General features: G+C 73.2%; 10 protein-coding genes. 5 read left to right on the forward strand and 5 right to left on the reverse strand.

The window, feature by feature from the left end; all coding sequences use genetic code 11:
- Positions 1 to 205: 205 nt before the first annotated feature.
- Positions 206 to 913, reverse strand: a complete 708-nt coding sequence (snpA, locus tag ACWDUZ_RS00005) for a snapalysin (protein ID WP_451629431.1) — start codon at positions 911 to 913, stop codon at positions 206 to 208.
- A gap of 184 nt (positions 914 to 1,097) precedes the next feature.
- On the opposite strand from snpA, the gene ACWDUZ_RS00010 reads away from it, so the two are divergent.
- Positions 1,098 to 2,072 carry a LysR family transcriptional regulator gene (locus tag ACWDUZ_RS00010; protein WP_451629432.1) on the forward strand — a complete coding sequence of 325 codons (975 nt, stop codon included), beginning with the start codon at positions 1,098 to 1,100 and terminating at the stop codon, positions 2,070 to 2,072.
- A 1-nt stretch (position 2,073) separates the two neighbouring features.
- Here the strand turns inward: ACWDUZ_RS00010 and ACWDUZ_RS00015 are convergent, their stop codons facing one another.
- The gene (locus ACWDUZ_RS00015; RefSeq protein ID WP_451629798.1) at positions 2,074 to 2,424 is read right to left on the reverse strand and encodes a DUF1330 domain-containing protein; all 351 of its coding nucleotides are present in this window, start codon (positions 2,422 to 2,424) and stop codon (positions 2,074 to 2,076) included.
- A 95-nt stretch (positions 2,425 to 2,519) separates the two neighbouring features.
- A complete protein-coding gene (locus ACWDUZ_RS00020) occupies positions 2,520 to 3,572 on the reverse strand; it encodes an ABC transporter permease (protein ID WP_451629799.1) in 1,053 nt (350 codons plus the stop codon).
- 302 nt (positions 3,573 to 3,874) lie between these two features.
- On the opposite strand from ACWDUZ_RS00020, the gene ACWDUZ_RS00025 reads away from it, so the two are divergent.
- Both ACWDUZ_RS00025 and ACWDUZ_RS00030 read left to right on the forward strand, forming a co-directional pair.
- Complete coding sequence (locus tag ACWDUZ_RS00025) at positions 3,875 to 5,335, forward strand: amino acid permease (protein ID WP_451629433.1); 1,461 nt, start codon at positions 3,875 to 3,877, stop codon at positions 5,333 to 5,335.
- A gap of 222 nt (positions 5,336 to 5,557) precedes the next feature.
- Positions 5,558 to 6,832 carry an amidohydrolase gene (locus tag ACWDUZ_RS00030; RefSeq protein WP_451629434.1) on the forward strand — a complete coding sequence of 425 codons (1,275 nt, stop codon included), beginning with the start codon at positions 5,558 to 5,560 and terminating at the stop codon, positions 6,830 to 6,832.
- Between the two features lie 172 nt (positions 6,833 to 7,004).
- Here ACWDUZ_RS00030 and ACWDUZ_RS00035 read toward each other — a convergent pair whose 3' ends face one another.
- Positions 7,005 to 10,379, reverse strand: coding sequence for a pyruvate carboxylase (locus tag ACWDUZ_RS00035; protein ID WP_451629435.1), 3,375 nt, complete (start codon positions 10,377 to 10,379; stop codon positions 7,005 to 7,007).
- 292 nt (positions 10,380 to 10,671) lie between these two features.
- Between ACWDUZ_RS00035 and ACWDUZ_RS00040 the strand changes: the two genes are divergently transcribed.
- Together ACWDUZ_RS00040 and ACWDUZ_RS00045 are read left to right on the forward strand one after the other, a co-directional pair.
- On the forward strand, positions 10,672 to 11,466 hold the full coding sequence (locus ACWDUZ_RS00040; RefSeq protein WP_451629436.1) for a polysaccharide deacetylase family protein: 795 nt from the start codon (positions 10,672 to 10,674) through the stop codon (positions 11,464 to 11,466).
- A 190-nt stretch (positions 11,467 to 11,656) separates the two neighbouring features.
- Entirely contained in the window at positions 11,657 to 11,851 is a 195-nt protein-coding gene (locus ACWDUZ_RS00045) for an antitoxin (protein WP_451629437.1), read from the forward strand.
- A 69-nt stretch (positions 11,852 to 11,920) separates the two neighbouring features.
- Here ACWDUZ_RS00045 and ACWDUZ_RS00050 read toward each other — a convergent pair whose 3' ends face one another.
- Positions 11,921 to 12,715 (reverse strand): SAM-dependent methyltransferase, encoded by a 795-nt coding sequence (locus tag ACWDUZ_RS00050; protein WP_451629438.1) that lies wholly within the window; start codon positions 12,713 to 12,715, stop codon positions 11,921 to 11,923.
- Positions 12,716 to 12,763: the final 48 nt, after the last annotated feature.

Raw genomic sequence — 12,763 nt, forward strand, 5'->3', positions numbered from 1 at the left:
CGGCACAACGGGTTCCCGCCCACGCCGTACCTCTTGCACTTCTCCGAGCACCGGGCACACAGGCCCTCTTCACCCGAACGCCGCGGCCCGGGCCGGCCGGTCCGGTCGCGCAGGCGCGGCCACGCCCGAATCGCACCTGTCGGCCTCTCCCGGTGCGGCGTGGCGGCGGAACGGACGGATCACGCCTGTGCCACTCCGGGCGCCGTCACCGCCTGGTGTTCACGGCGGACAGGGCCTTGGCCAGGCCGAAGGCCCACAGCTGGTTCACGCGGGACCGCTCGGTCGCGTCGGGGTAGCGGTTGGTGCAGGACGGGCCGGGACCTCCGCCCGACATCAGCTCGCTGCACGGGCCGCTGTAGTGGTCGGGCAGACCCAGCACATGACCGGTCTCGTGGGCGGCGACCCGGATCGAGTCGTACTGCCGGTTCTGCGCGTAGTCGAGGAAGATGTACCCGCGGCCGTGGCCGTCGGTGGAGGCGTAGGAGCCGCGCGGGTCGCTGCCCTCGTAGTAGGCGAAGTCCGCGCCCGACGAGGTGGCCTGGAGCTTCACGTTCGACACGGAGCTGTTCCAGATGGACGCGGCGCTGGATATCTGCGAGCGGAAACTCGGTGCCTGCGAGGCGTTGTAGTAGACCGTCACCGACTTCAGATTCGGGTGGGCGGTCTGCTTCCGGGCGACCGACTTCAGCACGGCGTCGAAGAACGCCTTGTTGTTCGCGGCGTCCTCGGCCGTGCCGGCGTAGCGGGCGGCGACGCCCGGGGTCGAGCCGGCCGGCGCCGGGTGGGCGGCCGTCCGGGCGCTCGCCGGGCTCGCGGTGCCCAGTGCGGCGGAGGCCAGACCGAGGCCGAGCGCCAGGGCGACGAGTCGTCTGGAGGTCTTCGCGAACCGTGCGCCCGTGCGGGACGAGATCATGTGGGGGCTCCTTCTCGTTCTGTGGGGTGGAACGATCGGTTGCACATGAGTCTCGGGGAGACCAACGGGCCTGCGGATGATGGCAATTGGGGATAGCGCCGGGCTATCAGCCGGCCGACTCGTGCGGTTTCGTCGCGATGTGAACATCTGGTGGGGCGCCGCACATCCGCCCTACGCTCCCTCCATGGAGCTCGAGGTGAGGCACCTACGCGCGCTCTGCGCCATCGCCGACCTGGGCAGCCTGCACAAAGCGGCTCGGGAACTGGGCGTGGCCCAGCCCTCGTTGAGCACGCAGTTGCGCCGCATCGAGCAGGCCCTCGGCGCCCAGTTGTTCATGCGCGCCCGCAGCGGCTGCCGCCCCACCCCGCTCGGGCACCTCGTCCTGAGCCGCGCCCGGCCCCTCGTCGCCGAGTTCGCGGCGATCGTCACCGACACCAGGGCGGCGGCGGCACGCGCCGCCGGCGGGACCCTGCTGCGCATCGGCGCCACCGCGAGCCGGGCCCTGCCGGGCTGGCTGCGCCGGCTGCGGGCCCGGCTGCCCGGGATTGAGCCGGTGCTCCAGATGGACGTGTCCGCGAACTCCCTGTTGGGCATGGTCGCGGCGGGCCGGCTCGACCTCGCCTTCGTGCATGAGGTCGAGGGCAGTCCGCTGCGCGTCCCGCGCGGGCTCTGTCTGCGGGTGCTGGTGGAGCGGGAGCCGCAGTTCGTCACGTTCGCCGCGGACCATCCGGCGGCCGCGCGACGCGAGGTGCGGCCGGCCGACCTCGACGGCGAGCGCTGGATGGTCGACTCCACGGTCGACGGTGAATGGGACGCCCTGTGCCGGGTGCTGCGTGCGGCAGGGCTCGAACCCGACCTGGTGCACGGCGACTACCTCACCGCGTACTCGCTGGCCGCCACCGGCGAGGTCGTCACGGTCATCCAGCCGACCGCGCACCCGCGCCCCGACCTCGCCGTGCGGCCGCTGGAAGGTGACCCGATCGGCGTACGGCTGCTGCTCGCGGCCCGCTCCGAGCGGGAACTGGACCGCGCCTACGCCGAGTTGGAGGAGGCCTACTGGGAGGTGGCGCGCCTGGCGCCGGCCTACCAGGAGTGGCTGGCGCGTTCGGCCCGTTCGGCCGCCGCGGACGGCGACGCGGCGGGCCGGTGCGGACGGTGAGTCACCGGCCGCCGGGCAGCGACTCCCGCATCGCCTTCGCCGTGGTGGCCGGGTCGTAGCCGTCGGGGACGCCCGGGACGAGGATGATGTCGCCCTCGACGTGGCGTGAACGCAGCGGTGCGATCTGCTGGTAGGCGGGCGAGTCCCACCAGGCCCGTGCCTCGCCGATCCCGGGGAAGGCGATCACCACGACGTGTCCGGGCCAGTTGCCCTCCTTCACCTCGTGCTGGGTGGCGTGCACGAGGAAGCGTCCGCCGTACGGTGCGAAGGTGTCCGTGATGCGTTCGATGTACTCGGCGATCTCCGGGTGCGGGGCGGCTTCGCGCAAGTGGGCGATGGCGTAGGCGGGCATGGTGTCCTCCGGTCGGTCGCTCGGCCTTCTCACGGCGACGATCGTGGCACGGGGGACAGTGCGGGATCGATGACCTCCGGCGTCATGGACGGCCGTCAGGGGGCGGCGTGGGCGGGAGGGTCTTCGCGGCCGCCGGGGTGGCGGTGCCGCCAGATCCAGAAGACGGCGCAGGAGACGAGGGCCCAGGCAGCGAGGACCAGGAAGGGGAAGGCGTGCTGGTGCCCGGCGAAGTACACGGCCGTGTGCTGGGCGTTCACCGATGCGCCGGGCGGCAGCCAGCGGCCGATGACGCCGAGCGGGGACGGCAGCAGCGGCCAGGAGACCGCGCCGCCCGAGGAGGGGTTGCCCAGCAGGACCATCAGGCCCCATGTCGGGATCATGGCCCAGCGTCCGAACAGGGTGATGAACATCGTGGCGACCATGCCGGAGGTGAACATGGTCAGCGCCAGGATCATCCAGGAATGGGCGAAGGGCAGACGCAGGGCGCCGAGCAGCCAGTCCACCACCGCGGCGATCACGAATCCGCCGAGCAGCGAGTAGGCGGCGGTGTAGGCGATGCGCCCGAGCGGGTTCAGCCCGGAGGCCTGCACGTTGAGCTGGATGGCCCCGACGAAGCCGACGATCACCGCCGCGAGCGAGATGTAGAAGATCGCCAGCCCGTGCGGATCACCCCGCTGCAAGGGCTTCAGGTCGCGGATGGCGACGGGCGCGCCGGTGGCGCGGCCGACCTTCGCCGCCGACTCCACCAGTACCTGGGCGACCGTGGCCCCGGTGGCGCTGGACACGTAGAGCGTGACGTCGTCCGCGGCCGTGGGGACGTCCAGCACGGCGAACACCTTCTGGTCGTCGACGGCTTCCTCCGCCGCGCCGAGGGTGTCGTAGGACTGCAACTTCAGCGAGGCCGCCAGGGCCTTCTCCATACCGGCCACGAACCGCCGGGCACCGGGCTGGTCGTGGGCGCCGACGACCGCGGTGGGGATGGTGTGCGGGGTGGGGTTGGCCATGGCGTACGTGTAGGAGCCGGCGAAGAGTCCGGCCGCGGCGGCGATGATCAGCGTCAGGACCGTCGCGGGCAGACACGGCGACTCCCGGAAGGCGGCCCAGCGCTCGCCCACGGTGGGCGGGCGGCCGTGTTCCCCGTGCGACATATCGGGCATGACGCCCACGCTAGATCATCCTGTGGCGTCCCCCCTCATCGCGCCCTCGCGTGCCCCACTCGCGCCCCGGCGGCACCTCACCCGCACCCCGTCCACTGGACCTCTCCCACGTCGGCCGAGACCCCGCGATCCGGACATGTGCCGTCTTCGAGTCCACGCCGGCGCACGTTTTGCGGTGTCGCACCCCTCCATACGAAACGAAACGAGGCGATTTGGAGTCATGACGACCGATGCCGGACCATAGGTCCGTCCGGCGATCCCGGGCACCAGTTCGAAGAGAGGCGCACCACCCCATGCACGTCACCGGGACCGCCGAGCAGTCGGCTCCGGCCCCGCAGGACACCCCCGCGGCCCCCTCCCCCACCGTCGATCCCGTGATCAGCGGTGGTCCGACGGCCCCCTCGACCACCGGCGCCGGCACGCGCGGCACCGACCGGCACGCCCGCCGCTTCGGCCTGCCCGTGGCGACCGCGCTGGTCATGGGCAACATCATCGGCGGCGGCATCTTCCTGCTCCCGGCCTCCGTCGCCCCGTACGGCACGGTCAGCCTGGTCGCCTTCGGCGTCCTGACCGTCGGCGCGATCACCCTCGCGCTCGTCTTCGGCCGGCTCGCCGAACGCGACCCGCGCACCGGCGGACCCTACGTCTACGCCCGCGGGGCCTTCGGCGACTTCGCCGGCTTCCTGGCCGCCTGGGCGTACTGGATCACCACCTGGGTGTCGAACGCGGCGCTCGCCGTCGCCGCCGTCGGCTACCTCGACGTGCTGGTGCCGGTGAACGACCACCGCTGGAGCGCGTGCCTGGCCGCGCTCGCCCTCCAGTGGCTGCCGGCGCTCGCCAACTTCGCGGGCACCCGCTACGTGGGCGCCGTCCAGTTGGTCTCCACGGTGCTGAAGTTCGTGCCCCTGCTGCTCGTCGCGGTCGGCGGGCTGTTCTTCTTCGACCCGCACAACCTCGGTCCCTTCAACGCCGGCGGCGGCAGCGCGGTCGGCGCGGTGTCCGCCTCCGCCGCGCTCCTGCTCTTCTCCTACCTCGGTGTGGAGTCCGCCGCGGTCAGCGCGGGCGAGGTGAAGGACCCGCGGCGCAACGTGGGCCGCGCCACCGTCATCGGCACTATGGGAGCCGCCCTCGTCTACCTGCTGGGCACCCTGTCGGTCTTCGGCACGGTCGCGCACGGCCGGCTGGTGGAGTCCGCCGCGCCGTTCTCGGACGCCGTCAACGCCATGTTCGGCGGCGCCTGGGGCGGCTCGGCCGTCGCGGTCGCCGCGCTGGTGTCGATGACCGGCTGTCTCAACGGCTGGACGCTGCTGAGCGCCCAGACCCCGTACGCCGCCGCACAGGACGGCCTGTTCCCGGCCGCCTTCGGGCGCCGCCGGCGGGGCGTTCCGACCTTCGGAGTGGCCGTCGCCGTCGTCCTCGCCTCTCTGCTCACCGTCTACAACTACACCTCCGGCTCGGCGAAGGTCTTCCAGGTCCTGGTCCTCGTCACCACGTTCACGGCGACGGTGCCGTACCTGCTGGCCACCGCGGCGCAGCTGTTCCACCTCGTCGCCGGGCGCCGGGACATGGTCGACCGGGCCCGGCTGGTGCGGGACGCCGTGATCGCCTCGATCGCGGCCGCCTTCTCGATGTGGCTCGTCGCGGGCGCCGGCTACGCCGCCGTCTACCAGGGCGTGCTGTTCCTGTTCGCGGGCGTCGTCGTGTACGCCGTGATGGCGGCCCGCAACCGGGCCCGGGACGAGGCGAGCGGGTGAATCGCGGACCGGGCGGCGGGTGAATCCCCGGGCCGGGCCACGTGGGCGTGCCCACGGCGCCCGGCCCGGACCGGCGGCGGCGCGCTGTCGCGGTGTGCGAACGAGGCCCCGGAGAGGCCCCCCGTCCTGGCCGGGCCGGGAGATCACGTTCTCGGTATGTTGAGCCGGGTGGCACTCCCTGGCGGCACCGCCGGATCCGGACCCGTATCGGAAGGTGGCACGATGCCCAGCAGACCGTCCCCGCGGCCCGGCCTCGACGGCCTCGCCGAGGTCTACCGCGACCTGCACGCTCATCCCGAGCTCGCCTTCGCCGAGCACCGCACCGCCCGTGTCGTCGCCGAGCGGCTGCGCGCCGCGGGCTACGAGACGACCACCGGCGTCGGCGGTACCGGCGTGGTCGGTGTCCTGCGCGGCGGCGAGGGGCCGACGGTCGCGGTGCGCGCCGACATGGACGCCCTGCCGGTGCGGGAGCAGACGGGTCTGCCGTACGCCAGCACGGCCCGGGCGACCGACACCGACGGGCGCGCGGTGCCCGTCATGCACGCCTGCGGCCACGACATGCACGTCACCTGTCTGCTGGGCGCGGCGGCCGAACTGGCGGCCCGCCGGGATGCCTGGCGGGGCACCCTGTTGCTGGTCTTCCAGCCGGCCGAGGAGGTCGGCGGGGGCGCCCGGGCCATGATCGACGACGGGCTGTACGACCGGTTCGGCCGGCCGGAGGTCGTGCTCGGGCAGCATGTGTCACCGCTGCCCGCGGGCTTCGTCGGGCTGCACCCGGGGCCGGCGTTCGCCGCGGCCGACTCGCTGCGCGTCGTGCTGCACGGCCGCGGGGGCCACGGGTCACGGCCGGAAGCCTGCGTGGACCCGGTCCTCATGGCCGCCGCGACGGTGCAGCGCCTGCAGGGCGTCGTCTCCCGGGAGGTGGCGGGCACCTCCACGGCGGTCGTCACCGTCGGCGCGCTGCACGCCGGAACGAAGCCCAACATCATTCCGGACCGTGCCGAACTGCTGCTCAGCGTGCGGACCTACGAGCCGGGGGTGCGCGAGGCCGTGCTGCGGGCGGTGGAGCGGATCGTCCGCGGCGAGGCGGCCGCCTCCGGCGCGCCCCGGGAACCGGAGATCGCGTACACCGAGTCGTTCCCCGCGGTGGTCAACGACCCCGCGGCGTCCGAGCGGACCCGGCAGGCCCTCACCGCCGCGCTGGGCGACTCACGCCTGATCGATCCCGGTCCGGCCACCGGCAGCGAGGACGTCGGCCTGCTGGCCCAGGCGGCCGGCGCCCCGTGCGTCTACTGGCTGCTGGGCGGTGCGGATCCCACCGCCTTCGCCTCGGCCCGCACCTTCGAGGATCTGGCGAAGGTGGCGCGCGGCCAGCCCTCCAACCACTCCCCGCACTTCGCGCCGGTCGTCGAGCCGACCCTGAGCACCGGTATCGGCGCACTGGCCGCCGCGGCCCGAGCCTGGCTGGGCTCCTTGGAGGACGAACCCGGCCGGTGAGCCTGCCCGGCCCTGCCGTGGACCGACCCGGCCCGTCGATCGGGACGACCCGGCCTCGCCGTGCCGTCCCCGCACGCCGGGGCGAACCGGTGGAAAGGCCGATCCCCACGCCCCCTGACGGGGTGGCGCCGCGGCAGGCCCACCGCGGCGGCTCCCCGTCACGGACGGTGGATCAGGAGACCTCGATCAGCAGATCGCCGCCTTCCACCTGCTGGATGCGGTTGATGGCCAGCCGGGTCACGCGGCCCGACGTCGGGGCGGTGATGGCCGCCTCCATCTTCATCGCCTCGATGGTGGCCACGGTCGCCCCGGCCGCCACCTCGTCACCCTCCACCACGGCGAGTGTCACCACACCCGCGAACGGCGCCGCCACATGGCCGGGGTTGGCACGGTCCGCCTTCTCCGTCACGGGCACGTCGGCCGCGGCGGCGGTGTCGCGCACCTGGATCGGGCGCAGCTGGCCGTTCAGCGTGGACATCACGGTGCGCATGCCGCGCTCGTCGGCCTCGCCGATGGCCTGGAGCTCGATCAGCAGCCGTACGCCGGGTTCGAGGTCGACGGCGTACTCCTTGGCGGGGCGCAGGCCGTAGAAGAAGTCCTTGCTGTCCAGCACGCTGGTGTCGCCGTAGGCCTGGCGGTGGGACTCGAAGTCACGTGTCGGTCCGGGGAACAGCAGGCGGTTGAGGGTGGAGCGGCGGGACTTCTCCAGGCCCTCGCGGTCCTCGGCGGTCAGCTCGGCCGCGGGCCTGGCGTCCGCGCGGCCCTTCAGCGCCTTGGTGCGGAACGGTTCCGGCCAGCCGCCGGGCGGGGTGCCCAGCTCGCCGCGCAGGAAGCCGATGACGGAGTCGGGGATGTCGAACCGGTCCGGTGTCTCCTCGAAGTCCTCCGGCGCGACCCCGGCGCCGACCAGGTGCAGGGCGAGGTCGCCGACCACCTTGGACGACGGGGTGACCTTGACCAGGCGCCCCAGGATGCGGTCGGCGGCGGCGTACATCGCCTCGATGTCCTCGAAGCGGTCGCCGAGGCCCAGCGCGACCGCCTGGGTGCGCAGGTTGGACAGCTGGCCGCCGGGGATCTCGTGGTGGTAGACGCGACCGGTGGGCGAGGCCAGGCCCGCCTCGAAGGGGGCGTAGATCCTGCGGACGCTCTCCCAGTACGGCTCCAGGTCCCCGACCGCCTGGAGGTCCAGGCCGGTGGGGTGCTCGGAGTGGTCGGTGGCGGCGACGATCGCCGACAGCGACGGCTGGGAGGTGGTGCCGGCCATCGAGGCGACCGCGCCGTCCACCGCGTCGGCGCCGGCCTGGATCGCGGCGAGGTAGGTGGCGAGCTGCCCGCCCGCGGTGTCGTGGGTGTGCAGGTGCACCGGGCGCTCGAACTCGCGGCGCAGCGCCGACACCAGCCTGGCCGCCGCCGGCGCGCGCAGCAGTCCGGCCATGTCCTTCACCGCGAGCACGTGCGCGCCCGCCGCGACGATCCGCTCGGCCAGACGCAGGTAGTAGTCCAGGGTGTAGAGGCGCTCGCCCGGGTCGGAGAGGTCTCCGGTGTAGCACAGGGCGACCTCGGCGACGGCCGTGCCGGTCTCGCGCACGGCGTCGATGGCCGGGCGCATCTGGTCGACGTCGTTGAGGGCGTCGAAGACGCGGAAGATGTCGATGCCGGTGGCCGCGGCCTCCTGGACGAAGGCGTCGGTGACCTCTACCGGGTACGGGGTGTAGCCGACGGTGTTGCGGCCGCGCAGCAGCATCTGGAGGCAGATGTTGGGCACCGCCTCGCGCAGAGCGGCCAGCCGCTCCCAGGGGTCCTCGGCGAGGAAGCGCAGCGCCACGTCGTAGGTCGCGCCGCCCCAGCACTCCAGGGAGAGCAGCTCGGGCAGGGTCCGGGCGACGACCGGGGCGACGGCCAGGAGGTCCTTGGTACGCACGCGGGTGGCGAGCAGCGACTGGTGGGCGTCGCGGAAGGTGGTGTCGGTGACGCCGATGGTCGGCGCCTCGCGCAGCCGGCGGGCGAAGCCCTCGGGGCCGAGGTCGACCAGGTGCTGCCGGGAGCCCGCGGGCGCTTCACCGGCGGGCAGCGGCGGCAGCTTGGTCACCGGGTCGACCGACTCGGGCCGTTCGCCGTGCGGCTTGTTCACGGTGACGTCGGCGAGGTAGGTGAGCAGCTTGGTGCCGCGGTCGGCGGAGGAACGGGCGGTGAGCAGGTGCGGCCGCTCCTGGATGAACGACGTCGTGACCCGACCCGCCTGGAAGTCGGGGTCGTCCAGGACGGCCTGGAGGAACGGGATGTTGGTGGCGACGCCGCGGATGCGGAACTCGGCGACGGCGCGCCGCGCGCGGCCGATGGCGGCCTTGAAGTCCCGTCCCCGGCAGGTCAGTTTGACCAGCATGGAGTCGAAGTGGGCGCTGATCTCGGTGCCGGCGTGCGTGGTACCGCCGTCCAGCCGGATGCCCGAGCCGCCCGGTGAGCGGTAGGCGCTGATCCGGCCGGTGTCGGGACGGAAGCCGTTGGCCGGGTCCTCGGTGGTGATGCGGCACTGCAGGGCGGCGCCGCGCAACCGGACGCTGTCCTGGGTCAGTCCGAGGTCGGCCAGGGACTCGCCGGCGGCGATGCGCAGCTGGGCCTGGACCAGGTCGACGTCGGTGACCTCCTCGGTCACCGTGTGCTCGACCTGGATGCGCGGGTTCATCTCGATGAAGACGTGGTTGCCCTCGCGGTCGAGGAGGAACTCCACCGTGCCCGCGTTGCGGTAGCCGATCTCGCGGGCGAAGCGCACCGCGTCGGCGCAGATGCGGTCGCGCAGCGCCGGGTCGAGATTCGGTGCCGGGGCGAGCTCGATGACCTTCTGGTGGCGGCGCTGCACCGAGCAGTCGCGTTCGAAGAGGTGGATGACGTCGCCCCGGCCGTCGGCGAGGATCTGCACCTCGATGTGGCGGGGTTCGACGACGGCCTTCTCCAGGAACACGGTGGGGTCGCCGAACGCGGAGGCGGCCTCGCGGGAGGCCGCCTCGATGGACTCCCGCAGCGCGGCCGGGTCCTCGACGCGGCGCATGCCGCGCCCGCCGCCGCCGGCGACGGCCTTCACGAACAGGGGGAAGCCGATGTCCTCGGCCGCGCGGACGAGTGCGTCGACGTCGTCGGAGGGGGCCGAGGAGCCGAGGACCGGCACGCCGGCCGCCCGCGCCGCCGCCACCGCGCGGGCCTTGTTCCCCGTCAGTTCCAGGGTGGCGGCGTCCGGGCCGACGAAGGTGATGCCCGCCTCCTGGCAGGCGCGGGCCAGTTCGGGGTTCTCGGACAGGAAGCCGTATCCGGGGTAGACGGCGTCCGCGCCGGCCCGGCGCGCCGCGCGGACGATCTCGTCCACGGAGAGGTAGGCCCGCACCGGGTGTCCCGGCTCGCCGATCTCGTAGGCCTCGTCGGCCTTCAGCCGGTGCAGCGAGTTGCGGTCCTCGTACGGGAAGACGGCGACGGTGCGCGCGCCCAGTTCGTAGCCGGCGCGGAACGCGCGAATCGCGATCTCACCCCGGTTGGCGACCAGTACCTTGCGGAACATCCTGGATCCCTTCGGCCTGCCGGTGACGCAGACCATGGTGTCGGCGACACCCCTGTCACGCCATGTGAGCCGGGCCACTGATGCCGTCCGTGCTCGCCCGCGGGTTCCCTCGGACGACTCCCTCCGACCGCTCCCATGGGCTCCCTTCGTCGGCGTCCACGGGGCCGGCCGGCCCGGCCCGTCGCGGGTTCCCCCCGGAAATGTCCCCGATCGGTAACAGACGGATCCCGAAGGGCCGTTGTGCCGTCCTGACGGGTGCACAAGCACACGGAAGGCGAGGAGCGGGGCGGACATGGTGCGGCATGCGGGGCGGGGATGGCACGGTCGGGTGCTCGCGGCGGCGATCGGGGTGACCGCGGTGGCCGCCGCCACCTCGGTGTGGACCGCGCAGGCGGATCCCACCGGGAAGCAGCATGCGAGGACGGGCGTCTCGGCGCGGCCCTCCGCGCCGGCGGCCCCGGCCGGGGGCTCGGCGAAGGTCAAGGTGTCGGCGGCGATCGCCCACGCCTCGGACCGCGGTGCCCGGGGCGTCAACATCACCATCGACGACGGACCCGACCCGGTGTGGACGCCGCGGGTGCTGCAAGTGCTGCGGGACAACGGTGTGAAGGCCACGTTCTGCATGGTGGGCACGCAGGCCCAGGCGCACCCCGACCTGGTACGGGCGGTCGTGGCGGCCGGTCACCGGCTGTGCGACCACACGGTGGCGCACGACACCGGCATGGACCACAAGTCGCAGGCGTACCAGTCGCAGCAGATCCTGGACGCGGAACGCATGATCACCAAGGCGTCCGGGGGCGTCCGCCCCATGTACTACCGGGCCCCGGGCGGCGCCTTCACCCCGTACAGCCGCGGCCTCGCCGCGTCCCACGGGATGCGGCCGCTGGGCTGGAACGTGGACACCAAGGACTTCGAGCGGCCCGGTACGGCGGCCATCGTCGCCACCGTGCACGCGGAGGTCTCGAACGGTCCGACCATCCTGTTCCACGACGCGGGCGGCGACCGCTCCCAGACCGTGGCGGCGCTGCGCGAGGTGCTGCCCTGGCTGAGGCAGCAGGGGTACTCGTTCGGATTCCCGGTGCGCTGAACACGGTCCGGTACGCCGCCGCCCGGCCGGGGCCCGCCGCCTCGCGTCCTGTCCGGCACCCCGTCCGGCACCCGTCCGCCCCCCTCCCGGCCATGCCCGGCACCCTCCCGGCTCCCCGCCTCCGCTGCGGATGCGCCCCTGGGAGGGGTCGGCCATGCTGGAAGGGAACCCTCGCCGTAAGGAGCACGCGATGAGCATGATGGACAAGCTCAAGGGGCTGCTGAAGGGTCACGAGGAGCAGGCCGGTAAGGGCGTCGACAAGGGCGGTGACTACATCGACGAGCGCACCCAGGGCAAGTACCGCAGCCAGGTCGACACCGGCCAGGAGCGGCTCAGGGAACAGATGCGCGACCAGGACCGGGGCCCCGACCAGCCGCCGCGCTGACGGCTGAGCTCACTTCCCGCACCTCGGGCAGGGGAGGAAGTCCGGTGTCCTCGCGGCCCGCACGCCGCGTCAGGGGACGCGAGCGACGCCGGCGTAGATCCCGCTCTCCTCGGACCGCGGCACGGGGGGCGCGGTGAACCACTCGGGGGCCGTGACCAGGCCGGGGCCGACGAGCTCCAGTCCCTCGAAGAAGCGGGCGAACTCCGGGCGGCTTCGGAAACGGAGGCGGATGCCGCCCCTCGCGTACTCGTCGGTGACCTGGCGCGCCAGTTCCGGGAAGATGTCGGACGAGGCGTGCGTCAGCACGAGGTGGCTGCCCGACGGAAGCGCGTCGACCAGCTCGCGCACGATGGCGTGGGCTTCCTGGTCGTCGGGGAGGAAGTGCAGCAGCGCGATCAGCGACAGCGCCACGGGGCGTTCGAAGTCGAGCACCTTGCGCGCGTGCTCGAGGATCCGCTCCGGTCGGCGCACATCGGCCTCGATGTAGTCGGTCGTCCCCGCCGGCCCGCTGACCAGCAGGGCCTCGGCGTGCCGCAGCACGATCGGATCGTTGTCCGTGTAGACGACCTTCGCGGTGGGCACCACTCGCTGGACGATCTGGTGCAGGTTCGGCTCGGTGGGAATGCCCGTGCCGATGTCGAGGAACTGGTCCATGCCCTGCCCCGCGAGCCAGGCGGCCGCGCGGTGCATGAACGCGCGGTTCTGCCGGGCGCCGTCGCGCGCCTCGGGCGGCAGCATGCGCCCGACGGCCTCGTCCGCGGGGTAGTTGTCCTTGCCGCCGAGCAGCCAGTCGTACACCCGTGCAGGGTGCGCCTTGCTGGTGTCCATCTGCGGGGCCGGGAGGTCGGGGGCTCCGGTCGCCATGGCGGGCTCCTCCGTCGAACGGGTGCGGTGGATGTCGGGCGGAAACGA

Source organism: Streptomyces sp. NPDC003393, assembly GCF_053589015.1.

What these genes read in the sequence shown, in the direction of transcription:
- ACWDUZ_RS00020 (WP_451629799.1), bottom strand. Translation starts at nt 3,572, where the DNA reads ATGTCGCACGGGGAACACGGCCGCCCGCCCACCGTGGGCGAGCGCTGG.
- ACWDUZ_RS00050 (WP_451629438.1), bottom strand. Translation starts at nt 12,715, where the DNA reads ATGGCGACCGGAGCCCCCGACCTCCCGGCCCCGCAGATGGACACCAGC.
- ACWDUZ_RS00030 (WP_451629434.1), top strand. Translation starts at nt 5,558, where the DNA reads ATGCCCAGCAGACCGTCCCCGCGGCCCGGCCTCGACGGCCTCGCCGAG.
- ACWDUZ_RS00035 (WP_451629435.1), bottom strand. Translation starts at nt 10,379, where the DNA reads ATGTTCCGCAAGGTACTGGTCGCCAACCGGGGTGAGATCGCGATTCGC.
- ACWDUZ_RS00015 (WP_451629798.1), bottom strand. Translation starts at nt 2,424, where the DNA reads ATGCCCGCCTACGCCATCGCCCACTTGCGCGAAGCCGCCCCGCACCCG.
- ACWDUZ_RS00025 (WP_451629433.1), top strand. Translation starts at nt 3,875, where the DNA reads ATGCACGTCACCGGGACCGCCGAGCAGTCGGCTCCGGCCCCGCAGGAC.
- ACWDUZ_RS00010 (WP_451629432.1), top strand. Translation starts at nt 1,098, where the DNA reads ATGGAGCTCGAGGTGAGGCACCTACGCGCGCTCTGCGCCATCGCCGAC.
- snpA (WP_451629431.1), bottom strand. Translation starts at nt 913, where the DNA reads ATGATCTCGTCCCGCACGGGCGCACGGTTCGCGAAGACCTCCAGACGA.
- ACWDUZ_RS00040 (WP_451629436.1), top strand. Translation starts at nt 10,672, where the DNA reads ATGGTGCGGCATGCGGGGCGGGGATGGCACGGTCGGGTGCTCGCGGCG.
- ACWDUZ_RS00045 (WP_451629437.1), top strand. Translation starts at nt 11,657, where the DNA reads ATGAGCATGATGGACAAGCTCAAGGGGCTGCTGAAGGGTCACGAGGAG.